This is a genomic window from Rhizobium sp. LjRoot258 (assembly GCF_964254185.1).
GTDB lineage: Bacteria > Pseudomonadota > Alphaproteobacteria > Rhizobiales > Rhizobiaceae > Rhizobium.
Genome location: NZ_CAXUST020000001.1, coordinates 3,220,661 through 3,242,528, shown reverse-complemented (window position 1 = coordinate 3,242,528; position 21,868 = coordinate 3,220,661). Strand labels below are relative to the sequence as shown.

21 protein-coding genes are annotated in these 21,868 nt (G+C 60.1%); 14 read left to right on the top strand and 7 right to left on the bottom strand.

Translation table 11 applies throughout. The features are described from left to right. The first annotated feature begins 12 nt into the window (after window positions 1–12). The 4 genes from ACSQ9D_RS15920 (at window position 13) to ACSQ9D_RS15905 (ending at window position 4,085) form a co-directional block, all read left to right on the top strand. On the top strand, window positions 13–603 hold the full coding sequence (locus tag ACSQ9D_RS15920; protein ID WP_436283004.1) for a GNAT family N-acetyltransferase: 591 nt from the start codon (window positions 13–15) through the stop codon (window positions 601–603). 893 nt (window positions 604–1,496) lie between these two features. Further along, entirely contained in the window at window positions 1,497–1,727 is a 231-nt protein-coding gene (locus ACSQ9D_RS15915; protein WP_436283003.1) for a DUF6719 family protein, read from the top strand. Window positions 1,728–1,813: 86 nt separating this feature from the next. Continuing rightward, a complete protein-coding gene (locus ACSQ9D_RS15910; RefSeq protein WP_436283002.1) occupies window positions 1,814–2,827 on the top strand; it encodes a serine hydrolase domain-containing protein in 1,014 nt (337 codons plus the stop codon). A gap of 100 nt (window positions 2,828–2,927) precedes the next feature. Beyond that, window positions 2,928–4,085 (top strand): GGDEF domain-containing protein, encoded by a 1,158-nt coding sequence (locus ACSQ9D_RS15905; RefSeq protein ID WP_436283001.1) that lies wholly within the window; start codon window positions 2,928–2,930, stop codon window positions 4,083–4,085. A 104-nt stretch (window positions 4,086–4,189) separates the two neighbouring features. On the opposite strand, the gene ACSQ9D_RS15900 is transcribed toward ACSQ9D_RS15905, so the two are convergent. The 3 genes from ACSQ9D_RS15900 to ACSQ9D_RS15890 all read right to left on the bottom strand — a co-directional run bounded on the left by ACSQ9D_RS15900 (window position 4,190) and on the right by ACSQ9D_RS15890 (window position 7,201). Beyond that, window positions 4,190–5,179, bottom strand: coding sequence for a WD40 repeat domain-containing protein (locus ACSQ9D_RS15900; protein WP_024315846.1), 990 nt, complete (start codon window positions 5,177–5,179; stop codon window positions 4,190–4,192). Continuing rightward, a complete protein-coding gene (locus ACSQ9D_RS15895; protein ID WP_436283000.1) occupies window positions 5,179–6,285 on the bottom strand; it encodes a CobW family GTP-binding protein in 1,107 nt (368 codons plus the stop codon). Before ACSQ9D_RS15895 ends, ACSQ9D_RS15900 begins: the two co-directional genes overlap by 1 nt. A 124-nt stretch (window positions 6,286–6,409) precedes the next feature. After that, complete coding sequence (locus ACSQ9D_RS15890; protein ID WP_436282999.1) at window positions 6,410–7,201, bottom strand: creatininase family protein; 792 nt, start codon at window positions 7,199–7,201, stop codon at window positions 6,410–6,412. 174 nt (window positions 7,202–7,375) lie between these two features. On the opposite strand from ACSQ9D_RS15890, the gene ACSQ9D_RS15885 reads away from it, so the two are divergent. From ACSQ9D_RS15885 to ACSQ9D_RS15875, 3 genes are all read left to right on the top strand, one after another. After that, window positions 7,376–7,888, top strand: a complete 513-nt coding sequence (locus ACSQ9D_RS15885; protein ID WP_436282998.1) for a MarR family winged helix-turn-helix transcriptional regulator — start codon at window positions 7,376–7,378, stop codon at window positions 7,886–7,888. Window positions 7,889–8,007: 119 nt separating this feature from the next. Continuing rightward, window positions 8,008–9,030 carry a LacI family DNA-binding transcriptional regulator gene (locus ACSQ9D_RS15880; protein WP_072375338.1) on the top strand — a complete coding sequence of 341 codons (1,023 nt, stop codon included), beginning with the start codon at window positions 8,008–8,010 and terminating at the stop codon, window positions 9,028–9,030. A 20-nt stretch (window positions 9,031–9,050) separates the two neighbouring features. Beyond that, entirely contained in the window at window positions 9,051–9,998 is a 948-nt protein-coding gene (locus tag ACSQ9D_RS15875) for a 2-hydroxyacid dehydrogenase (protein ID WP_436282997.1), read from the top strand. A 57-nt stretch (window positions 9,999–10,055) separates the two neighbouring features. Here ACSQ9D_RS15875 and ACSQ9D_RS15870 read toward each other — a convergent pair whose 3' ends face one another. Next, window positions 10,056–10,427, bottom strand: a complete 372-nt coding sequence (locus tag ACSQ9D_RS15870) for a COG4315 family predicted lipoprotein (RefSeq protein WP_037119589.1) — start codon at window positions 10,425–10,427, stop codon at window positions 10,056–10,058. A gap of 259 nt (window positions 10,428–10,686) precedes the next feature. Here ACSQ9D_RS15870 and ACSQ9D_RS15865 point away from each other — a divergent pair, with 259 nt between their 5' ends. The 3 genes from ACSQ9D_RS15865 (at window position 10,687) to ACSQ9D_RS15855 (ending at window position 12,999) form a co-directional block, all read left to right on the top strand. Beyond that, on the top strand, window positions 10,687–11,592 hold the full coding sequence (locus tag ACSQ9D_RS15865) for an adenylate/guanylate cyclase domain-containing protein (protein ID WP_436282996.1): 906 nt from the start codon (window positions 10,687–10,689) through the stop codon (window positions 11,590–11,592). Window positions 11,593–11,824: 232 nt separating this feature from the next. Next, window positions 11,825–11,962, top strand: a complete 138-nt coding sequence (locus ACSQ9D_RS15860; RefSeq protein WP_436282995.1) for a hypothetical protein — start codon at window positions 11,825–11,827, stop codon at window positions 11,960–11,962. Next, complete coding sequence (locus tag ACSQ9D_RS15855; protein ID WP_436282994.1) at window positions 11,959–12,999, top strand: fatty acid desaturase; 1,041 nt, start codon at window positions 11,959–11,961, stop codon at window positions 12,997–12,999. The genes ACSQ9D_RS15860 and ACSQ9D_RS15855 overlap by 4 nt, the downstream gene beginning before the upstream one ends. A gap of 564 nt (window positions 13,000–13,563) precedes the next feature. Here ACSQ9D_RS15855 and ACSQ9D_RS15850 read toward each other — a convergent pair. Further along, complete coding sequence (locus ACSQ9D_RS15850; protein ID WP_436282993.1) at window positions 13,564–14,343, bottom strand: gamma-glutamyl-gamma-aminobutyrate hydrolase family protein; 780 nt, start codon at window positions 14,341–14,343, stop codon at window positions 13,564–13,566. A gap of 296 nt (window positions 14,344–14,639) precedes the next feature. Between ACSQ9D_RS15850 and ACSQ9D_RS15845 the strand changes: the two genes are divergently transcribed. Further along, a complete protein-coding gene (locus ACSQ9D_RS15845) occupies window positions 14,640–15,749 on the top strand; it encodes a TRAP transporter substrate-binding protein (RefSeq protein WP_037119584.1) in 1,110 nt (369 codons plus the stop codon). A 54-nt stretch (window positions 15,750–15,803) separates the two neighbouring features. On the opposite strand, the gene ACSQ9D_RS15840 is transcribed toward ACSQ9D_RS15845, so the two are convergent. Together ACSQ9D_RS15840 and ACSQ9D_RS15835 are read right to left on the bottom strand one after the other, a co-directional pair. Beyond that, complete coding sequence (locus ACSQ9D_RS15840; protein ID WP_436282992.1) at window positions 15,804–17,351, bottom strand: TRAP transporter large permease; 1,548 nt, start codon at window positions 17,349–17,351, stop codon at window positions 15,804–15,806. A 21-nt stretch (window positions 17,352–17,372) separates the two neighbouring features. Beyond that, complete coding sequence (locus ACSQ9D_RS15835) at window positions 17,373–17,912, bottom strand: TRAP transporter small permease subunit (protein ID WP_436282991.1); 540 nt, start codon at window positions 17,910–17,912, stop codon at window positions 17,373–17,375. 330 nt (window positions 17,913–18,242) lie between these two features. Between ACSQ9D_RS15835 and ACSQ9D_RS15830 the strand changes: the two genes are divergently transcribed. The 3 genes from ACSQ9D_RS15830 to ACSQ9D_RS15820 all read left to right on the top strand — a co-directional run bounded on the left by ACSQ9D_RS15830 (window position 18,243) and on the right by ACSQ9D_RS15820 (window position 21,854). Beyond that, on the top strand, window positions 18,243–20,546 hold the full coding sequence (locus ACSQ9D_RS15830) for a putative bifunctional diguanylate cyclase/phosphodiesterase (protein ID WP_436282990.1): 2,304 nt from the start codon (window positions 18,243–18,245) through the stop codon (window positions 20,544–20,546). 204 nt (window positions 20,547–20,750) lie between these two features. After that, window positions 20,751–21,449: an N-acyl amino acid synthase FeeM domain-containing protein gene (locus ACSQ9D_RS15825; protein WP_436282989.1), complete on the top strand. Its 699-nt coding sequence runs from the start codon at window positions 20,751–20,753 to the stop codon at window positions 21,447–21,449. A 180-nt stretch (window positions 21,450–21,629) separates the two neighbouring features. Next, entirely contained in the window at window positions 21,630–21,854 is a 225-nt protein-coding gene (locus ACSQ9D_RS15820) for an aa3-type cytochrome c oxidase subunit IV (RefSeq protein ID WP_436282988.1), read from the top strand. The last annotated feature ends 14 nt before the right edge of the window (window positions 21,855–21,868 follow it).

Below are 21,868 nucleotides of genomic sequence, written 5' to 3'. Positions count from 1 at the left end.
CGGGAGGCCGCGATGGCCGCTGTTCTTGATTCTGTCCGCGCATACTTTGCGCCGTCTGTCTTCACCATCGACGCCGAGAATCCCGGCGATGTCGTGGCTCGCGAGAATTTGCTCGATCGCGCCATGGGTCCGAACCGCCGCAAAAAGTCGTCGGAGAAGATCCGCCGCGGCCGCGTTCCGGCAGAAGGTCTGGCGCTGGTTGCGCGCGATCGCGATGGCCATGTGATCGGCACCGTGCGTCTGTGGAATGTCGAGGCCGGCGTCAATGCTGAGGGCACGCCGATCAATGCGCTGCTGCTCGGACCGCTGGCGGTCGATTCCTGCTTCGAAGGCAAGGGCGTCGGCTCGGCATTGATGCGGGCTGCCGTTTTGGAAGCCAAGAACCGCGGGCACGGGGCGATCCTGCTTGTCGGCGATGCCCCTTACTATGAACGTTTCGGCTTCTTTGCCGAGAAGGCTCAACACCTCGTCATGCCGGGGCCTTTCGAACGCTCGCGCTTCCTGGCGCTGGCGTTGATCGAGGGCTGGCTTGATGGCGCGGCCGGCATGATCGTCCCCTCGGGACGCATGCTGACCACCGCGCCGGTCCGCAGGGCGGCGTAATCGGCACGGCCTCTCCCCGCAAGGGGAGGGGCTTTTTTGTGGTCCCGTTTTTCCGGAAATCAAGTTTAGGAGCGCCGGAAGACCCGGCGAACGCGTAGCCTAAACTTTTACGACTGCTTGCCCCCTTAGGCTTCAATCACTTGACGACGCTTGCGTCGATGAATTGAGTTCCGGCAGTCTGAACGACATTTTCAGGTATAGCGGCGATGAAGAACATCGTGAAAGCATAAACCGCGAATATAGTCGCTGCGGCAGTGGCCCTTAGAATCATTCATGCACTCCTATTCTCAGGAGTTCAATGTGGGCTCAAAAAGTGGCTTTCCCAAGAGTTTTCTGAACGCCAGATGAACAAAAAACTGTGAGAGCAAAAATTAATGATATTTTAGCAACACCTGAGTTTCGCCCTGGGGAGAATGGAATTCTTGGTTTGTTCTTATAAATATGCAATTATTTCAATCATATAGATGAAAGTTTAGGCAGGCGCTTTCCACTCCTGACGCGGGTTGTTATACGCTTGCCTGGTCATCGGGCAGGGAGCCGGGTTCATGAACCGGGCCGCCTTCCGTTCATATTTCGGCGCTCGGTGATGGTTGTAAAGGCTGGGTCGGATGCCGTCAGAGTTGAAGATCCATCGGGGAATCGGGGTCGGGAGACGCTCCTGCCGATCTTGAAAAGCCGGAAAGCCGGTGCGATCGGGCAGGCGATGCAGCCTGACGTCCCACTCCAACACCCAATCGCCTGCCCATTCCCATGAGGCAAACCGTCGCGAAGCAAGGCTTCGCGCGGCGCTTTGGCGTGCCTGCGCGATGCCGGCTTACGCCTTTCGGATTCGTTGCGTCGACCTTCATTCTGTAAGATTGTAAATTAGCAATGCGATATATGAAGGTGCGCAAATGACACGTTCAACTTTGATCCTAGTGTCCATTTCGTCGCTTTTCGCGATTTCCAGTGTTGCACCGGCAAGCGCCGAGATCCAGACCGTCACATCCAAGCCAACCGTGGGTTCGCTAGCGCCCGGCCAATCAGTACTCTTTGACGACAAGAAGTGCCCGAGCGGTATGATCGCCAAGTTCACCAAGGCGCAGAAACGAACCTCCATGAAGCGTAGCTGCGTTCATCAGTGACGGCACGGCGATCATAAACTTTCACGTCCACGTGAGCCGCGCCGGCGGGCGATGACTTCGCGGTGCGCCTACGCTAGCTCAGCGGGATGATCACGCGCCTCGCTTTCTTCGTCGTTCTTCTCGTGTCCCCGTTCGCTGCCACCGCCCAGCAGGAGAACGGGCGGACGACAGCTCTCCTGGAGAGCTTGTCTTCACGCGAGGATTTAAAACCGCTTAAGACGGTGATCGTCGCCAGGGATGGGCGGACTGTGGCGGAGCAAGGCTATCGCGGCCACACAGCGACCGAATCCGTCAACATCAAGTCCGCATCCAAATCGATCATCTCGAGCCTCGTCGGTATTGCCATCGAAAGGAAATTGCTCGAAGGGCCGGAGCAGAAGATCGCTCCCATCCTGAGGTTCGATCTGCCCGCCAATCCCGATCCGCGGCTCAACGAGGTGACCATCGGCGACCTGCTCTCCATGCAGGCAGGACTTGGTCGGCTGTCTGGGCCCAACTACGGCCGCTGGATCTCCTCCCGCAACTGGGTGCGTTTCGCGCTTGCTCAGCCCTTCGCCGACGAGCCGGGCGGTCAGATGCTCTACTCGACCGCTTCCACTCACCTTCTCTCGGCGATCCTGACAAAGGTCGGCGGGAAATCGACGTTGGCTCTGGCTCGCGAATGGCTCGGGCCTGTCGACGGTTTCCGAATCGGCGCCTGGGAGCGCGACCCGCAGGGCATCTATCTCGGCGGCAACCAGATGGCGATGACGGCTCGCTCGCTGCTGGCTTTCGGCGAACTCTACCGCAACGGCGGCCGGACGGCCGACGGCACGCAAGTGGTGCCGGCGGACTGGATTGCGAAGTCGTGGCAGCACCGCACCAATTCCCGCTTCTCCGGCGACGACTATGGCTATGGCTGGTTCTCGCGGCAAATCGGCGGCGAAGAGGTCCACTTCGCCTGGGGTTACGGCGGCCAGATGCTCTACATCGTGCCCTCATTCGGCATGACGGTCGTGATGACATCGGACGAGAGCGGCCCATCCGCGCGCACCGGCTATCGCGATGCGCTGCATGGGCTTCTGGCCGATATTATTGCAGCCAGTCGCCCAACCCGATGAGCGATTTCGGCACATCATTAAAAAACGAGCGAACCGTAAAATTAAAATTCAATAGCGCGGGTTATAAGCTGCGCCAGCCATAGGTTGGAGAGTGCCGGAAATGATGCTGGACCTGAGAACGATCTACGTCGTTTCGGCCATGACATGTCTGGTGCTGGGCAGCGTGCATCTCGCGGCGCATCGGACCGGCCGCTTTGGACGCTGGCCGGCCTGGTGGGGTGTCAGTAATCTCCTCATCGGTATCGGCTCCTTCTGCGTCTCCCTGCGCGATTTCGTTCCTTCGTTCGTCTCCCTCGACGCCGGCAACGTCTTGACGATCGCAGGCTACGTCCTGACGTTCTTTGCCGTTCGTGTCTTCGCCGAGCGGCCGGTCGGCAAGCGCTACTGTGTGCTTGCCATCGCCTGCATCAGCTTGCCCGTTCTGATGTTCACGGTAGATCCTGCCGCGGTATCGGCCCGCATCCTCTATGTTTCAACCGTATGCTGCCTCTGCGATCTTGCAATCCTGCGGCAGGGCGTTGCCATTCACCGGCGCGAGAAGCTGTTCTCGGCCGGGTTGCTGGCTTGGCTTTATATGCCCACGGCGGCGATCTTCCTGGTTCGCAGTCTGCTTGCGGCATCGGGCCAGATCGCCGGACCAAGCGCCTTCGGCGACAATCCCGTTCATGGCTGGATGGCGGCCACCGCCGTGGTGTTCCTCACCCTGCGCAGCATGGTCATCGTCCTGATGGCCGCCGAGCGCAGCAGGAACGAGCTCATCGATCTGGCCCATCGTGATCCGCTGACCGGCGCGCTCAATCGCGGCGGTCTGGCGCAACGTCTGCCATTCAGCCGAGCGCAGTCGTTTGCACTGCTCGCCATCGATATCGACAATTTCAAGCAGTTGAACGACCAACACGGCCATGTGCTGGGCGACGATATCTTGCGGCTCTTTGCCCGAGTGGCGCAGGCGGTGCTGCGGCCCGGCGATCTGCTGTCCCGTCAAGGCGGCGACGAGTTTTTGGCCGTTCTGAAGGACATGCCTGATGCCGAGGCGGTGCAGACCGCCGAAATGATAAGGCTGGCCTTTTCAGCTGCCGTCACGCAGGTGCCGGGGCTGGCAGTCTTTCCGACCCTCAGTATCGGCGTTGCCGCCTCCGGCGAGACAGATGTCGATTTCGAGCAACTGCTGCGAAAGGCAGATGAGGCGCTATATGCCTCCAAACGCCGGGGTCGGAATCGCGTCGAAGCGTCGGCAAAGGGCGAGCAGGCCGCATGAGCAGGGTGCGGTGGCAAGGGCCTCGTCGCAAAAGGGGACGAGGCATCACTGCATTGCGGTGCCTAATCTCAAGCCCGGTATTTTGGACGGCGCGCTCTTGCTGCCTAAGCCGCGATATCGACCACGCCGCAATCGCCGGCTTCAGACGCGAAGGCCAACAGCTTGCCGTTCTTGCTCCAGCTCATTGAGGTGATCGCGCCTTTGCCGGGACGGCGCAGCAGCGCTTCCTTGCTGTCGGCGACGCGGACGGCGAGGATCATGCCGTCGATGAAGCCGATGGCGAGAATGTCTTCGACGGGGTGGAACTTCACCGACGTCGCCATGATGTTGGCGCGGGTACCGAGTTCGAGCGGCGCCTTGCCCATCGGGCCGTCCTTGCCCTGGAACGGCCAGACGATCGCGGCCGGCGCGCCTGAGGAGGCAAGCCACTTGCCCTTCGCCGACCAGGAGAGCGATTTCACCTTTGCGGGATAGCCGGTCATGCGCATGTGCCGGGCCTCGGCGCCGGCCTTGCTGTCGAGCTTCCAGCCGTGCAGCGCATTCTCCTGCATCATGGTGACGAGGAAGTTGCCATCCGGCGAGAAAGTCACGCCGGTGTGGGCGCCCTTCCATTCGAGATCGACCGGTTTGGCAGCCGTGCCGACCCAATGCAGCGACACGCCATTATAGCGCGCAGCGGCGATGCGCATGCCCTTCGGGGCAAAGGCGAGGCCTTCGACGGTGCGCTCTTCGGTAAATTCCTTGGTCATGCCATCTGCGAGACGGACGAAAGCACTCTTGCCGTAGGAATAGGCGACGGCACCCTGAGGACCGGCGGCAAGCTGCGAAATCCACTTGCGCGGCGCGCTGGCAAGCTCGGTCACGCCGGCGTCAGCCGCCATGCGCAGCACCTTGCCGTCCTCGCCGCCGGATATGAGGCTCTCGCTGTAGGGATCTCTGATGCAGCTCAGCATGCCCTGATGGGCTTCCGTGACCTTCTCTCCACCATCGAGGCGGTGGAAGGTGCCGGCGGCATTGGCGAAGAAAGGGGTGTCACCTAAAAATTCGACGGCCAGGATATGACCGTCGAGATCAAACGGGGCAACTGTCGGCATCAGGCTGCCGCCTCGCACGCCTTAAAGGAGGCTTCGAGCTTTTCGCGGTCGAGTTCGCGGCCGATGAAGACGAGGCGGGTCTCATGCTTCTCACCGTCCCTCCACGGGCGCTGGTGATCGCCTTCGACGATCATGTGGACGCCCTGCACGACATAGCGTTCGGCATCGTCCTTGAAGGCGATGATGCCCTTGAGGCGCAGGATGTTCGGCCCCTGCGTCTGCGTGACCTTCTGGATCCAGGGGAAGAAGCGCTCGGGGTTCATTTCGCCGCCGCGCAGCGAGACCGACTGCACCGTCACGTCATGGATCGGCGACATGGCGCCATGATGATGGTGGTCGTGTCCATGATCATGATCATGATCGTGATCGTGGTCGTGATCATGCGCGTGGTGATGGTGGTCGTGATCGCAATCTGGACCACAGACGTGATCGTCGTGGTCATGATCGAGGAAGTGCGGATCGTTCTCCAACGCGCGCTCCAGATTGAAGGCACCCTGATCGAGAACGCGGGCGAGATCGACGCCGGAGCGGCTGGTCTTGTAGACGCGAGCCGACGGGTTGATGGCCTGCACGATGTCTTCGATCTGCGCCAGCTCTTCCGGCGTCACGAGGTCGGTCTTGTTGATCAGAACGACGTCGGCAAAGGCGATCTGGTCTTCCGCCTCGCGGCTATCCTTCAGGCGCAGCGGCAGGTGCTTGGCGTCGACGAGGGCGACGACGGCGTCGAGTTCCGTCTTGGCGCGCACATCGTCATCCATGAAGAAGGTCTGGGCGACCGGCACCGGATCCGCAAGGCCCGTCGTTTCGACGATGATGCCGTCGAAGCGGCCGGGGCGGCGCATCAGGCCTTCGACGACGCGGATCAGGTCGCCGCGCACCGTGCAGCAGACGCAGCCATTGTTCATTTCATAGATCTCTTCGTCGGATTCGACGATGAGGTCGTTGTCGATGCCGATCTCGCCGAATTCGTTGACGATGACCGCATATTTTTTGCCGTGGTTCTCCGACAGAATACGGTTGAGCAAGGTCGTCTTGCCGGCGCCGAGGTAGCCGGTGAGAACGGTAACGGGGATTGGCTTCTGCTGGGTGGAGATCGCGTCGGTCATGAGAACCTCGAGAGATGGCGCCCGGGGGGCGGGGCTAAAAATTCGTCGGTCTCATATAAGGAGTTGCGAGCGGCAGTTCAAAGGGTTTTGTATGTTATAAGATCACATCGCAAGGGCGATGGTTTCAGCCAAGCTGTGTTGCATCGAACGCGTCGACGTCCTCGAGCAGTTCCACCAGGCCTTTTACGGAATGTTGGACCAGTGCCTCGCCTTTCTCCGCGGTTGCGAGTGCTGCGTTGCCCGCGACGCCTGACGGGCTCAGGTCGGGCATCTTCCATCCGAAGGCATGCGGGCCGTAGGCGCGCAGATGTTTGAAGCGGGCAGCAAAATCAGACTGGCGGGAAGGGAAGTCAGCGGCCTTGCTCATATCGACCTTGTCAGGGTGAAGCGCCAGCATGACGGAGGTCTCGACGTCGCCGCCGTGGATGTCGATCGCCTTCGCCTCGGGCGAAATGGTGTCCGGCGGAACACCGAAGCGTGTCCAGCTGGTCGCGACGGCAAGCATGTTGAAACGGATGCGGGCCTCCGTTGCAACGATCGTCATCAGCGGCGAGTTGCCGCCATGGGCGTTCAGCATCACCAGCTTGCGAATGCCTAGGTCGGAGAGCTTTCGGGCAATGCCCAGCCAGTGCTCGATGGCCTCGCCGTATGTCAGCGTTTGCGTACCGCTCGCGTCCATATGCTCGATCGAGTAGCCGATCTCCTCCGTCGGCAGGAAGGTCACCGGCAGGGCGGCGGGAAGGGTGGCCTTAAGCCGGGCAACGATACCCTTGGCGATCAGCGTGTCGGTCTCGAAGGGCAGGTGAGGCCCGTGCTGCTCATGCGCGCCAAGTGGCAGAACAGCGATCCACTGGCGGCGGTCCGCAGGCGTCAGGTTCGGATCGTTATCCTCGAAGTCGCGAGAAGGCTCCGTCATCCGGCTAAGACCTCTTGTTTATGACGAAATGATGCGCAATGTCATAACGCAGCGTTCTCAATGCTTAGCGCATAAGCCCTTAAACCGAAATCGATTTAGGGGAGATGACTATGAATGCTCCGGCTCGCTTGCAGGGCGAGGGATGCGCAACGCAGCAAAGTCAAAGGGATGGCGATGGGGAAGAAGCACAAGGACGGAAAGAGGCAGAAATCCAAGAAGAAGGACCAGACCGAATATACGGTCGTCGATCTTTCGCCGGCTTTGACGCAGGCGGCCCGGTCGATGCGCACCGTCTTGTCGCGCAACCTCCTCGAAAGCGGCCTCTATGCCGGCCAAGACGGCGTGATCCTCTTGCTTGCGGAAAGTGACGGCATGACCGCCGGCGGGCTGGCGCAGAAGCTCGGGGTCAAGGCGCCGACCATGACGCGCACGATCGGGCGCATGGAAGCGCAAGGCTTCCTCGAGCGTAAGGCGGACGCCGAAGATGCACGCCTGACGAAAGTCTATCTGACCGAACTCGGCCGCGGCAGCGTCAAGGCGATCGAGATGGCCTCTTCGGCCTGCGACCGGATGGCAACCCAGGAGTTTTCCGAGAAGGAAATTCGCAATCTTGTCCGTCTGTTGAAGGCAATCGACGGCAACTTGCAGTCCGCCGCCATTCCTCTCGATGAGCCTGAGGAAATCTGACAGATTTGTGAAATTACGAATTGCCTCGCTGCGTTTAATCTTTTAATTAAACATTTTAATAACGCTCGATTCTTCCAATTGTCGGGCGCGTAGAAACCGCGCGTTGCTGGGGAGGACACGTGGCTCAGAAGATCAAGCTTTCGACGATCGCCGAAACGCTCGGCATTTCAACAGCAACCGTATCTCTTGCCTTACGCGACAGCCCGCTGGTGGCTGGCGCCACCCGCGACAAAATCAAGGAACAGGCGCGCGCGCTCGGCTATATCTACAACCGCCGTGCCGCCAGCCTGCGCACGTCCCGCTCCGGCATCATCGGCGTCGTCGTGCACGACATCATGAACCCGTTCTACGGTGAAATCCTGAAGGCAATCGAAAGCGAGCTCGATCGCAGCCGGCACACTTTCATTCTGTCGAATCACTACGATTCGGTCGAAAAGCAGCGCACCTTCATCGAAACGCTGCTGCAGCTTGGCGGCGACGGCGTCATCATGTCGCCGGCGATCGGCACGCCGCAAGAGGACATGCAGCTTGCCGAAGACAATGGTATGCCGGCGATCCTGGTTGCCCGCTCGTTGGACGGATTGGACCTTCCGACCTATCGCGGTGACGACAGCTATGGCATTTCGCTTGCCACCAACCACCTGATCGGGCTTGGCCATCGCTCGATCGCCATGATCGGCGGCACCGACCAGACCTCGACGGGACGCGATCGCTACCAGGGTTACGTCAACGCACTGCGCAAGGCCGGCATCGATGTCGATCCGGGCCTGCGCATTCCCGGTCCGCGCTCGATGCAGGGCGGCTTCGAAGCGGCGGTGCATTTCCTGTCGCTGCCGCAAAAGCCGACCGCTGCCGTCTGCTGGAACGATCTCGTCGCGATCGGCCTGATGAACGGCATCGCCCGCGCGGGTCTCGTCCCGGGCAAGGATATCTCCGTCACCGGCTATGACGATCTCGAGGAAGCGTCGATATCGATGCCGGCGCTGACGACTGTCTGGAATGGCCAGGCCGAAGTCGGACGCCTTGCCGCCCGCGCGCTTCTCGATCGCCTGGCCGGCAGCCACGAGCCTGACGGGCTCCATCTGATCAAGCCCGAGATGCGGATCCGCCAGTCGACAAGCCCCTACCGACCGCGCCCGTAAGCAAGCCAAGAGGAAATGCCATGTCCCGCATCGCTGTTCTCGTTCCCGGGAAGATACACGAACGCGTCCTGACGCGCCTGCGGGAGAGCTTCGATGTCATCGAAGCCGATCCGGTGGCGCTCGATGCGGAGGCTGCAGGGAGAATTCGCGGCGTTGCCGTTTCGGGCACCTTCAACGCGACCGCGATCGACAGCCTTCCGAATGTCGAGCTCATCTCAAGCTTCGGCGTCGGCTATGACGGCGTCAATGCCAAGCACGCGGCCACCAAGGGCGTCATCGTCACGAACACGCCCGATGTGCTGAATGACGAAGTCGCCGATACGGCGATCGGACTGCTGCTCAACACGATTCGCGAGCTTCCGCGCGCCGAGAACTGGCTGCGTGCCGGCAACTGGAAACCCGGACAGAACTATCCGCTGTCGCGCTTTTCCCTGAAGGGCCGGCATGTGGGCATCTATGGTCTTGGCCGCATCGGCCAGGAGATCGCCAAGCGCCTGGAGCCGTTCAAGGTGAAGATCAGCTACCACACCCGCACGCGCCATGCCGATGCGCCATATGGCTACTACCCTTCGCTGAAGGACCTTGCCGAGGCGGTCGATACGCTGATTTCCATTGTTCCGAGAACGCCGCAAACGCACAAGACGATCAACGCGGATATCCTGTCGGCGTTGGGGCCGGACGGGGTCTTCATCAATGTCGGACGCGGCTGGACGGTCGACGAGGATGCCATTGCGGCGGCCCTGAAGTCTGGAACAATCGGTGCTGCCGGCCTCGACGTCTTCTACGACGAGCCTAATGTGCCGGCCTCCCTGCTCGATCTGCCGAACGCAGTGCTTCTGCCGCATCTTGCATCGGGCTCGGTGCCGACACGCAACGCGATGGCGGACCTGGTGGTCGACAACCTGATCGGGTGGTTCCGAAATGGCAAGCCGCTGACGCCGGTGCCGGAAACGCCGGTCAAGGCGTAACAGCGCCGGAACGGGCGCACGAATGCGAACGCGCGCCCATCCAAATTCGCCGCTCAGTTATTTGGCGACATGCCACACGCCACCCACGCCGTCGCCTTTCATGTCGCCTGCCATCTTGTCGTCGACAAACATGTAGAGCGGCTTGCCTTCATAGGCCCACATTTCCTTGCCGTCCGCAGCCTTGACCAGTGTCCACTCGCCTTCCGCCTTGGCCTTGGCGGCGGCATGGAAGGCTGGCCATTTCTTCAGGCAGGCCTTGTCGCAGTTCGATTTGTCCTTGGCATCCTTGTCGAAGGTATAAAGGGTCATGCCCTTTTCAGTCGCCAGGATCTTGCCCATCTTCGTATCGACCATTTTGGCCGGCTCGGCCGCAAATGCCGAGAGCGCGGTCGCGGCCAGCACGCCTAATGAGACCAGCAGCGTTTTCATGATTTTCCTCCCACTCGGGAGTGCCGGCGAAATGCCGGTAGTGCCCGATATGCCTCATGGAAACGTTCTATCGGCAAAGCTGTTCCGCGGTCTTCCAGCCGCGGCAGAATGTCGCGACCGGTGGGCGACACCGATCAAGGGACGGGAGCGGGAGGTTTTTCGGCAACGTTTGGTCGCGTCAATTTACATCAATCACAATCGCGCATATTCATTTCGCTTCTCGGACGGCCTTACGTTGATTGGGTAAAAGCGAGACATCATGAACGAGACGCGGCGCAAGCTGACGACCATCTTCTCCGCTGACGTGCAGGACTACACGCGGCTGATGGGGACCGACGAGGAAGGCACGCTTGCGATGCTGAAACGCTCGCGGGAGGCAATGTCGGGCCTGATCGTCGCGCATGGCGGCCGGGTGATCAATACCTGGGGTGACGGTCTGATTGCCGAATTCCCGAGCGTGGTCGAGGCGGTGCGCGCTGCCGTCGATGTTCAGAACGAACTTGCAGGGATGAATACAGCCCGGCCTGCGGACGGGCGGATGCTGTTTCGGATCGGCATTAATCTCGGCGATGTGATCGCCGAAGGCGATGACATCTATGGCGATGGTGTCAACATCGCCGCCAGGCTTCAGGCCTCTGCTGTCGCCGGCGGCATCGTAATTTCCAATACGGTCTACGACCAGGTCCGCAACAAGGTCGCCGTCGGCTTCGATTTCCTGGGACCGCTCGCGGTCAAGAACGTCGCCGAGGCTGTGCCGAGCTATGCGGTCAGGATCGGCGCAGGCGCGGATAGTACATCGCAGCCGCCCGTGAGCGCCGTGTCGGCGAGGGCTGTCTCGACGCCAGACGCAGGCCCGCGGAGCACGAAAGCACGAAAGATGGGTGCTCTCTACGCAGTGGCTTCGGCCGCATTGGTGGTGATCAACCTTCTATCATGGCAAGGCGTTTTCTGGGCGGTCTGGCCGATTCTTGCTTTTGCCTTTCTAGCGGCGATGATCTGGGTTCGAAGCCAGAACCGCATCGACCGACGCATCGCTGCTGTTGCCGTTGTCGGACTGGGCATTGTCGCCATCAACCTTCTGTCGTGGCATGGAACATTCTGGGCGATATGGCCGCTCCTCGGCATCGCTGTTGCGGCCGGTATTCGATGGGCAATGCGCAGCTAGCACCGGCGATGGGCGCTTTGAGTGCCAATAGCGGCTGCTGCAATATATCTTCCAGTTCATCCACGAACGAGAATTCCATCTTTTTTCGAGCGCATTCTCCCGAGTGTCGTAGACGGCAATGATTGGTTTCTGTGATTTTTATCTCCAGAGAATATTTCTGGGCGCTTCTATCAACCGAGGGCAATCGCTGCTATCTAGGCCGCATTACGCGCTGCGCCGCAGAAAGATCCCCATGACATACCCCTCGCTTCGCGACCGCGTCGTCATCCGGTGCGGCGAAAATGACACCCAATACAAGGGTAGGATTTCCGCCGTCGCAATAGCCCTCGCCTTCTCGGAATTCATTGCCATTCGCGGAATTGTTCTTTGATTGATGCCCTTCAGCGCGACCCAAGCCCAGCCCTTTCCGACGAAAAGGCTTGGCTGAAGATCCTCGCCAAATATCGCCAGCCGCATCTCAGACGCAGTGTTTTCGAACTTGCGGTAACGGCCATTCCATTTGCGTTTTGCTGGGCTGGCGCCTTGGCAGCGGTTCACTACGGCTTCTGGGCCGGGCTGATACTGATTGTTCCCGCAGCCGCTTTTCTGCTTCGCTTGTTTATGATCCAGCACGATTGCGGCCACGGCTCTTTCTTTGCGCGTCGGCGCATCGACGATTGGACGGGCCGCGTGATCGGTGTCCTGACGCTGACCCCCTATGACTACTGGCGCCGGGCCCATGCGGAGCATCATGCCTTGGCGGGAAATCTCGAGGGGCGCGGCGTTGGCGATATAACGACGCTGACGGTGTCGGAATATAACGGCCGCTCCTGGCCCGGTCGGCTTAACTACCGCCTGTACAGGCATCCGGCAGTCATGTTCGGTATCGGCCCGGCATGGCTGTTCCTGTTCAAGCAGCGGCTACCCTTTGGCATGATGCGATCCGGTTCCTTGCCCTGGATATCCACCATGGCGACAAATCTGGCGATCGCGATTATCTCCGCGACATTGATGTGGGCAATCGGAATCCTGCCCTTCCTGCTGGTGCATCTGCCCATCGCCCTACTGGCGGCAACCGCGGGCATCTGGCTCTTCTACGTGCAACATCAGTTTGAGGAAACCCATTGGTCAAGAGAACCGGAATGGCAATTTCCACATGCGGCTCTTCATGGTGCATCGCATTACGACCTGCCGCTGGCCCTTCGCTGGATCACTGGCAACATCGGTATCCATCACGTTCATCACCTGTCGAGCAGGGTACCCTATTACAGGCTTCCGGAAGTGTTGAGGGACCACCCAGCATTGGCCGGTATTGGCCGCATCACCATGATGGAGAGCCTGCGCTGTGTAAAACTGGTTCTGTGGGATGAGCAAAGCCGACGCCTGATCTCGTTTCGCGATGCCGCGAAGCTGCGGCACGCACAGTAGCCTTGTCAGTCAAAACCGCAATGTGCCGTCCGGAGCGGATCGGCCTTTGGATGGTTGAAGGTGATACGACTGTGGACGACATCGCAGGTACCATCGCATCTCTACTACGCAGGCTTCGACCGTTGGCGCCTGCGTCCTCGGTAGCTGCTCTCACTAATGAACGTGCCAGAACCTGTTGATTCCGCTTGAACGGGACACGGCGCCGGCCTCCCTACCAGCCGATTTGCCGGACACACTGACGCATGCTCCGGCGGCTGTCGGTGCGTTGGGTCGGATGTACGTTTTGGGCGGCCGATAGTGTTGAAAAAGTCGAAAATACCGGCTTGCCGAAAAGTCGGCCAATTCGCGATTTGAGCGAATGTTGCCGCTCGATGCTGCTCCACTTCCGCTAGACGGCCCAAACGCTGCTTGAACGCAAAATCGGCGGGTCCCCGAGCTCAATTTCCTGTGTCGGCCTCTACGGCCCTTAAAAAAACCAGGGTTTGCAGAAAACGGACTTTTCAACACTATCGGCCGACAGCAGTCGCCCGTTCGGGCCAAGCGACATTCGTTCAGGACTACCCTTCAGGCAAGCGCCGCATTCTCGGCCTTTGACAGCTTGCCGGCCGCGTAGGCTCTCACCGCATCGCCGAAGGCCGTGAAGATCTGGCTCGAAGGCTTGTCCGTCTCGGCCCAGTATTCCGGGTGCCATTGGACGCCAACCGCAAAGGCTGGAGCATCGATCACCGAGACTGCCTCGATCGTGCCATCCTCGGCGACCGCCTCCACCTGCAGGCGCGGAGCCGTCTTGGCGATGGCCTGGCGATGCAAAGAGTTCACCTTGATCTCGCCTGGGCCGACGATGCCGGCAATGCAGGAGCCTTCTTTGACGAAGACGCTCTGGCGGATCGCATACATACCGTCGCGGTCGACATCCGCCGGCTTGCGGTGGTCCCATATGCCCGGCTGGTCCTGGATCTCGCTGGCGAGTGTGCCGCCCAGTGCGACGTTGAGCTCCTGGATGCCGCGGCAGATTGCCAGCAGCGGAATGGCGCGGTCGATGGCGCGGCGGATCAGCGGCAGGCTCGTGGCGTCGCGCGCGATATCGAAGGGCCCGTCGGCGTCGGTCGCCGTTGCGCCGTAGTAAGACGGATGGACGTTGCTGGCCGAGCCCGAGACGAGAACACCGTCGACGCGGTCCAGAACCGCGTCCGTGCCGTAGCCTTCCTCGAAGGCCGGAATGATGAAGGCCATGACCCCGGCTGCGTTCAACGCAGCGCGCACATATTGATGCTGGACGGCGTGCCAGCTGGCGCCGTCGAAGGTGCGGATATCGGCAGGAACGGCGACGATCGGCTTCGTCATTTTAACCCCGGTCGGAAGATGCAGTTCATTATTGTGAGAGCCGAGAACGGCTTGGAAGTCAACGTCTCGGCGCAATCACCGGCGCAATTGCGGCATTGTCGGCTCGTGGCTCCGGCCTGTCTTGCCTAACTCGCTGATTTTGATGCAAATGCGCTTGGCGCCAAATTGCCGTCGTGATGCCAAAGACTAATGGCACAGTGCTTGAAACAGGGTTGCCACCGTGCTTAGCTTCCAGCTATTGCTGCGGGCAGAGATGAGGGTTCGCCTCGCAGTACCATCTATACGGGAGGTTTTTGATGGATCGTCGTTCATTCATGAAGAAGGCAGGAACTGCAGGCGCCGGTGCGGTCGCTGCTGCCGGTGCGCTGGCGGCGCCCGCCATTGCACAAGAGAACCCTAAGATTTCCTGGCGCATGACGTCGTCATTCCCGAAGAGCCTCGATACGATCTATGGCGCGGCAGACGATATCTCCAAGCACCTTGCCGCGGCGACCGACGGCAATTTCACCATCCAGCCGTTTGCGGCAGGCGAAATCATTCCGGGTCTGCAGGCCGCCGATGCCGTCAGTGCCGGCACGGTCGAGGCAGCGCACACCTGCTCCTATTATTTCGTCGGCAAGGATCCGACCTACGCGATCGGTACGGCAATTCCGTTCGGTCTCAACGGACGCCTCACCAATGCCTGGTTCTACGAAGGCAATGGCAACAAGCTGATGAATGAGTTCTACGCCACGCAGGGCATTTACGGCCTGCCGGCGGGTAATACGGGTGCCCAGATGGGCGGCTGGTTCCGCAAGGAAATCAATACGCTTGATGACCTGAAAGGCGTCAAGATGCGTATTGCCGGTCTTGCCGGCCAGGTCATCAGCAAGGTCGGTGTTATTCCGCAGCAGATTGCCGGGGGCGACATCTATCCGGCCCTCGAAAAGGGCACGATCGATGCCTCCGAGTTCGTCGGCCCCTATGACGACCTGAAGCTCGGCCTGCACAAGGTTGCGAAGTACTATTACTATCCTGGCTGGTGGGAAGGCGGTCCGACGGTTCACGCCTTCTTCAACCTGGAAAAGTGGAACAGCCTGCCGAAGCACTATCAGGCGGCGCTGACCGATGCCTGCGCCTTTGCCAACACCAACATGATGGCAAAGTACGACGTGAAGAACCCGCCGGCGCTGAAGCAGCTGGTATCGGAGGGCGCGACACTGCGTCCCTTCAGCCAGGACATCCTGGAAGCCTGCTTCCAGGCCGCCCTCGGCATCTATGCCGAGATTTCCGCATCGAACCCGTATTTCAAGAGGATCTACGAGGATCAGACCGCGTTCAAGCGCGATGCCTACCTCTGGGCGCAGCTGTCGGAATACACGTTCGATACGTTCATGATGATCCAGCAGCGCGCCGGCAAAATCTGATCGTTAGCCAGCCTCAACCAGAAGAAGCCCCGGATTCGATCCGGGGCTTTTTTGTCAGTTGATCTTCGGTGGCTGGCTGAGATCCGTTGCCGGCGGCGCAGGCGTTGCGGGTGCCGCTGCGGGCGGCTGGCCGGGCAGGCCATTCATCGGCGGCAAGGTCAGTCCGGGCATTTGCGGTGAGCCGCCGCCCGGCGCGCCCAATGGTGGCAGCGAGAAGCCATTGCCGCCGAAGCCCGGCACTTCGATCTTGATCGAATTCGGATCGACCTTCGGTCCCTTGTCCAGCCAGTAGGTCACCGATTGCGGCCAGAAGATCACGATCGCGACGAGGATCAGCTGCATACACACCCAGGGCAGGGCGCCCATGTAGATATCCGACGTCTTGACGCTGCGATCGGCAATCGAACGCAGGTAGAAGAGCGCGAAGCCGAAGGGAGGATGCATGAAGCTCGTCTGCATGTTCACGCAGATCAGCACGCCGAACCAGATCAGGTCGATGCCGAGTGCCGAAGCCACTGGCGCCAGCATCGGAATGACGATGAAGGCGATCTCGAAGAAATCGAGGAAGAAGGCCAGCACGAAGATGAAGATGTTGGCGAAGATCAGGAAGCCGACCGGGCCCCCGGGGATGCCCGACAGCATGTGCTCGATCCAGCGTGAGCCGTCCATGCCCTGGAAGACAAGGCTGAAGCAGGTCGAGCCGATCAGGATCATCACCACCATCGAGGTGATGTGCATGGTGGAACGCATCGCTTCCTGCATCAGCGGCCAGGTGAGACGGCGATGCATGGCGGCAAGCATCATGGCGCCGACGACGCCAAGCGCGCCGGCTTCGGTGGGCGTGGCGAGCCCCATGAAGATCGTGCCGAGGACAAGGAAGATCAGCACGATCGACGGCACCATCCCTGACAGGACCCGCATGAGCAGCGCCCAGTTGAAATCGCCGCGGACTTCCTTCGGCAGCGGCGGCATGGCGGCCGGCTTCAAGATCGACAGGATCAGGATGTAACCCATGAAGATCGCCACCTGCAGGATCGAGGGGCCGATGGCGCCGAGATACATGTCGCCGACCGATTTGCCGAGCTGGTCGGCAAGCACGACCAGCACGAGCGATGGCGGAATGACCTGGGTTATGGTGCCGGAGGCGGCGATCACGCCGGTGGCGAGCCTCGGGCTGTAGCCGTAACGCAGCATGATGGGCAGCGAGATGACGCCCATGGTGATGACGGAGGCGGCCACCGTGCCGGTGATGGCGCCGAGCACGGCGCCGACCAGGATCACGGCATAGGCAAGGCCGCCCGGAATGCGGCCGAACAGCTTGCCCGTTCCCTCCAGCAGATCTTCCGCCAGGCCGCAGCGCTCCAGAATGGCGCCCATGAAGGTGAAGAAGGGGATGGCGAGCAGCAGGTCGTTGGAGACGATCCCGAAGAAGCGCAGCGGCAGGGCCTGCAGGAACGCTTCGCTGAAATGGCCCGTGGCGATGCCAATAATGCCGAAGAACAGGCCGACGGCGGCCAGCGAAAAGGCGACCGGAAAGCCGTAGAGCATGAAGAGAATCATGCCCACGAACATGGCCGGCGGAATGATGCCGAAATCAAACATTGGTGTTCCTCCGGGCCCGGCCTACTGCAGCGGCTTTTCGTATTTCGTATCGATCAGGATGTAGCCGGTGAGGGCAGCAATCCTCTTGATCAACTCCGAGAGACCTTGAAGGGTCAGCAGCCCGAAGCCGAGGAAGAGAACGAGCTTGACCGGCCAGCGGATCAGGCCGCCGGCATTGGCCGAGACCTCATGCTGCAGGTAGGAGGACAGGAAGAAGGGCCAGCAGAGCCAGGTCAGGAAGAGGCAGGCCGGGATCAGGAAAACGACAAGGCCGATGACGTCGATCCAGATCCTCGCCCTATCGGAGACCGCGCCATAGATCAGGTCCACGCGCACGTGCTCGTTCATGCGCAGCGTATGGGCTGCACCCAGCACGACGATGAAGGCGAAGAGATACCATTGGATCTCGAGCCAGCCATTTGAGCTGTAATTGAAAGAATAGCGGATCAGTGCATTGGCGGCGCTGATCAGACAGCAGAGCAGCACCATGTATTCGGACAGTTTGCCCATGAATTGGCTGACCGCGTCGATCAGCCGGCTGACGGTCAACAACGCCGGCATGCCTTCCCCCTGTTTTGTCGCGCGTTTTTATGCGCCTTTTATCTTTCCACCGGTTTAGACCACGGTTTTTCAAATTGAAAGATTAAAGGGGGCGTGTTGGAATATAGTCGTATAAGCCGCATGAGACACGCTTGGCGTCAATGGTGGGGCGCACAGACAACCTCAGGATAGGCGTGATGCCAGCGAAAACTTCACCGAATGGATGCATAAGTCATTGCAAACGCTAAAATTCATCCCAGGGTTTTGGAAAATTCGACAAAATGTATCGATTACCCGAAATCAATTTTTAAAGGGTTGCGGTTAAGGTTTCGCCGCACAGGGAAAGTATGGATGAAGCCACATAACCCGAACAGGGTCCCTACCGACGTTTATCTGTCGTTTGTCAGTTCCCTCTTCGGGAATCGCATGACACTCGTCGCGGGTGTCATCGTGCATGTGGTTGCCTTCCTCGCCGTAGCCCTGAAAACCAGTTCACCGTTCTATGTCGCCCTTTCGGTGGGTTTCCTTGCCGTTTTCGCCGGCCGGATGGTGACCTTCCGCATGTTCGACAAAGTCGACAAGCGGACGCTATCGCGCGAGCAGATCGAACATTGGGAAACCGTCTATGTCATCGGTGCTGCCTCCACGGCGGCGATCCTCGGCATCGGCAGCGGCTATGCCATCTTCATCCTGCAGGATCCGTTCGCCGAGCTCGCCTGCATCGCCGTCACCATGGCGTCGATGGTCTCCGTCGTCGGCCGAAATTACGGATCGCAAAAGGCGATCGACCTGCAGACGCTGGCCTGCTGTCTGCCGATGATCATCTGCAGCCTGATGGCGCTCGACTTCTATCGCGCGATCCTGTCGGCCTTCCTCATTCCGTTCGGCCTGACCACGCGGGCAATGGCGAATGGCGTGCGCGAGTTCCTGTATGAGAACGTCATTGCGCGCCGCCAGATCTCGATGATCGCCGACCGCTTCGACACGGCACTCAACAACATGCCGCACGGTCTGGTGATGGTCGATCCGGAAAACCGCATCCAGGTCATCAACCGCAAGGCCTGCGATCTTCTGAAGATTGGCGATCCGGAGCGGCTGAAGGAACGCGACCTCGGCGCGGTGTTGCGCTACGGTGCCCGCTACAGCTTCATGGATTCCACCCAGCCGGAGCTGATCCTGCGGCAGATGACGCATGTCGCCGAGGGCAAGCTTTCGCGCACGCTGATTCACTTTCCAGAAGATCTGTCCCTGGAGTTTTCGGCAAGCCGCCGCGCCGATGGCGGCGCCGTCTTGATTTTCGAAGACGTGTCGAGCCGCGTGAAGGCTGAGCAGAAGATCCTGCACATGGTTCGCTTCGATGCGCTGACCGGTCTGCCGAACCGCGAATACTTCAGCCACCTCGTGCAGGACTACCTGACCAAGTACCAGAAGAAGCGCGGCCCTGTCGCCTTCATGGTTCTCGATATCGATGAGTTCAAGCACGTCAACGACATGCGCGGCCACATTACCGGCGACCGCTTGCTCTGCGCCATCGCAAGCCGCATCGCCAAGCAGGCGGGCAAGGCCATCGTCGGCCGCTTGATGGGCGACCAGTTCATTGTCTTCTTCCCGCACGCGAAGGACATGGCCGCGCTCGACGCGGAGATCCACCGCTTCCATGAGAGCATTCAGGGCAACTACGAGGCCGACGACGTCACTTTCCTCGTTTCGCTGAGCGCTGGGTTTGCGATCCTCGAAAGCGATGCCTTCGCGATGGAGGAGTGGAGCATCAAGGCCGATCTCGCGCTCTTCGAAAGCAAGTCGAAGCAGCGCGGCGGAATTGCCGGCTTCGAACGCGAGATGGACGGGCGCTATATCGAGCAGCAAAAGCTCAAGGCGGATCTGCGCGAAGCGATCGGTAACCAGGGTCTCAGCGTCGCCTACCAGCCGATGTTCAAGGCGGACGGAACGCGCATCGAATGCGCCGAGGCGCTGGCGCGTTGGGTCCATCCAGAAAAGGGCGCAATCCCGCCGGATGTCTTCATTCGCATTGCCGAAGAGATGGGCATCATCTCCGAGATCACGCGCTTCATCCTCATGAAGGCATGCAAGGACTGCATGAGCTGGCCGGATCATATCGCCGTTTCGGTCAACCTGTCGGCGCGCGATCTGCGCGACGCGGATATTCTTGCCGTCGTTTCCGAGGCGCTCGAGACGTCGCGTCTCGAACCCGCGCGGCTGCATCTCGAAATTACCGAAAGCTGCCTGATCGATGAGCCGGCCGCGGTGCGCGCGATCCTCGCCGAACTTAGGGCACGCGGGATCACGATCGCCATCGATGACTTCGGCACCGGCTTCTCCAGCCTCAGCTATCTCGACACGCTGCCGCTCGACATCGTGAAGATCGACCGCTCGTTCCTGCGCAACATCGTCGAGGACGGGCGTCGGCTCAAGCTGCTGCGCGGCACCGTCAACCTGGCGCGCGAACTCGGTCTGAAGATCGTCACAGAAGGTGTCGAGACCACCGAGCAACTGGCCTTGCTCAACAAGTATCGCGCCACCGATCTCGTGCAGGGCTACGTTTTCTCGCCGGCAGTTCCGGCACAGAACATCGCCATCCTCTCCCAAAGCCTCAGCCGGCGTGCGGCGCCGCGTCGTCGCCCGAAAGTTGCATAAGCTCGACCGTTTTCTCGGCTGAAGGCCCTTCACGCAAGCGCCGCGCCGTTAACCTTAACAATTCAAATATAACGTAAGTTCTCGTATCATTCTTGCCCTTCCGCCGGTTCCATATGATTAATGCTTCGTTAACAGGCGGACCGGGTAACTATGGTAGACAACCCTTTAAAGACGAGTGATTTCAGCAGCAAACTTCTCGAAATAATGGACCACGTCGAATACCGCCGCGTCGAAAGCGGCGAGGATATGGAAGAGGTGGAGCGCCTGCGCTACAAGGCCTACAAGGCCCGTGAAGTGCTTCCGGTTGCCGCCAAAAGCATGATCGACGAGGCCGATTTCGACAGTCAGGCCTATGTTTTCGGACTGTACTATTATGAACAGCTGGTCAGCACGATTCGCATCCATCACGTGACGCCGGACCATCGTGTCTCACAATCGGGCGGTATCTTTCCGGCCGAAATGGACGCGTTTCTGGATGCCGGGCTCAGCCTAATCGATCCGGCGCGCTTTGCCGCGGATCCGGAACTCAGCACGGAAATGCCGTGGATCCCTTATCTGACGCTGCGTCCAAACATCGTCGCCGCCGCGCATTTTCGCGCGGACCGTGTGATGCAGCACGTGCGCCCGGCGCATGCAGCCTTCTACAAGCGGGTCTTCTACGCCGACACCGTCGTCGCAAGCCGCATGACGGAGACCTACGGCTTCGATCTGACGCTGATGGCGACCAATGTCATCGAGGTTGGCCGAAAGCTCCTGACGCGCTATCCCTTCTTCATCTCCAGCGCCAGCGAACAGCGCATGATGTTCTCGCGCACTCCCAATGACACGTTGCCGCCGCTCACCATCATACCGACGGCACGTTTCATGGCTGAAGGCAATCTCGGAACCGATCTTCCGCTGTGAGCCCATCCACTTGAATTTGGCTGAGAATGCCGCCTGCCTGCGGCATTCTCTTGCATTGCGCTTTATCAAAGCTTTGTGTAATCCCTCTGCAGGGAAATTTCCTCGCGGGATCGAGGGAATCACGGCAGTCGAACGGCCGCATTGCTTTATCGGCCGGGAAGTTTGAGGGAGACGATATTCATGGCTGAGCATCACACCGGACCTACCGAAGTAGGCGCGCCGATGGACTATAAGGAGCATGAGCAGACCTACAGCATGTTCCTCGCCGCGGCGAAGTACGGCACACTGTTCCTTGTCGCTCTCCTGCTTGGCATGACCGCTGGCTTCTTCACTGGTGCCGGTTTCCTTGGCGGCCTCGTCGTCCTGCTGATCGTCTTTATCGCTGGCCTCGTCCTGCTGCGCTAAGCGCGGCGCGGGGT

Bases quoted from the DNA above. Each gene is read 5' to 3' on its own strand.
- ACSQ9D_RS15920 (WP_436283004.1), top strand. From the start codon at position 13: ATGGCCGCTGTTCTTGATTCTGTCCGCGCATACTTTGCGCCGTCTGTC.
- ACSQ9D_RS15915 (WP_436283003.1), top strand. From the start codon at position 1,497: ATGACACGTTCAACTTTGATCCTAGTGTCCATTTCGTCGCTTTTCGCG.
- ACSQ9D_RS15910 (WP_436283002.1), top strand. From the start codon at position 1,814: ATGATCACGCGCCTCGCTTTCTTCGTCGTTCTTCTCGTGTCCCCGTTC.
- ACSQ9D_RS15905 (WP_436283001.1), top strand. From the start codon at position 2,928: ATGATGCTGGACCTGAGAACGATCTACGTCGTTTCGGCCATGACATGT.
- ACSQ9D_RS15900 (WP_024315846.1), bottom strand. From the start codon at position 5,179: ATGCCGACAGTTGCCCCGTTTGATCTCGACGGTCATATCCTGGCCGTC.
- ACSQ9D_RS15895 (WP_436283000.1), bottom strand. From the start codon at position 6,285: ATGACCGACGCGATCTCCACCCAGCAGAAGCCAATCCCCGTTACCGTT.
- ACSQ9D_RS15890 (WP_436282999.1), bottom strand. From the start codon at position 7,201: ATGACGGAGCCTTCTCGCGACTTCGAGGATAACGATCCGAACCTGACG.
- ACSQ9D_RS15885 (WP_436282998.1), top strand. From the start codon at position 7,376: ATGGGGAAGAAGCACAAGGACGGAAAGAGGCAGAAATCCAAGAAGAAG.
- ACSQ9D_RS15875 (WP_436282997.1), top strand. From the start codon at position 9,051: ATGTCCCGCATCGCTGTTCTCGTTCCCGGGAAGATACACGAACGCGTC.
- ACSQ9D_RS15870 (WP_037119589.1), bottom strand. From the start codon at position 10,427: ATGAAAACGCTGCTGGTCTCATTAGGCGTGCTGGCCGCGACCGCGCTC.
- ACSQ9D_RS15865 (WP_436282996.1), top strand. From the start codon at position 10,687: ATGAACGAGACGCGGCGCAAGCTGACGACCATCTTCTCCGCTGACGTG.
- ACSQ9D_RS15860 (WP_436282995.1), top strand. From the start codon at position 11,825: ATGACATACCCCTCGCTTCGCGACCGCGTCGTCATCCGGTGCGGCGAA.
- ACSQ9D_RS15850 (WP_436282993.1), bottom strand. From the start codon at position 14,343: ATGACGAAGCCGATCGTCGCCGTTCCTGCCGATATCCGCACCTTCGAC.
- ACSQ9D_RS15845 (WP_037119584.1), top strand. From the start codon at position 14,640: ATGGATCGTCGTTCATTCATGAAGAAGGCAGGAACTGCAGGCGCCGGT.
- ACSQ9D_RS15840 (WP_436282992.1), bottom strand. From the start codon at position 17,351: ATGTTTGATTTCGGCATCATTCCGCCGGCCATGTTCGTGGGCATGATT.
- ACSQ9D_RS15835 (WP_436282991.1), bottom strand. From the start codon at position 17,912: ATGCCGGCGTTGTTGACCGTCAGCCGGCTGATCGACGCGGTCAGCCAA.
- ACSQ9D_RS15830 (WP_436282990.1), top strand. From the start codon at position 18,243: ATGAAGCCACATAACCCGAACAGGGTCCCTACCGACGTTTATCTGTCG.
- ACSQ9D_RS15825 (WP_436282989.1), top strand. From the start codon at position 20,751: ATGGACCACGTCGAATACCGCCGCGTCGAAAGCGGCGAGGATATGGAA.
- ACSQ9D_RS15820 (WP_436282988.1), top strand. From the start codon at position 21,630: ATGGCTGAGCATCACACCGGACCTACCGAAGTAGGCGCGCCGATGGAC.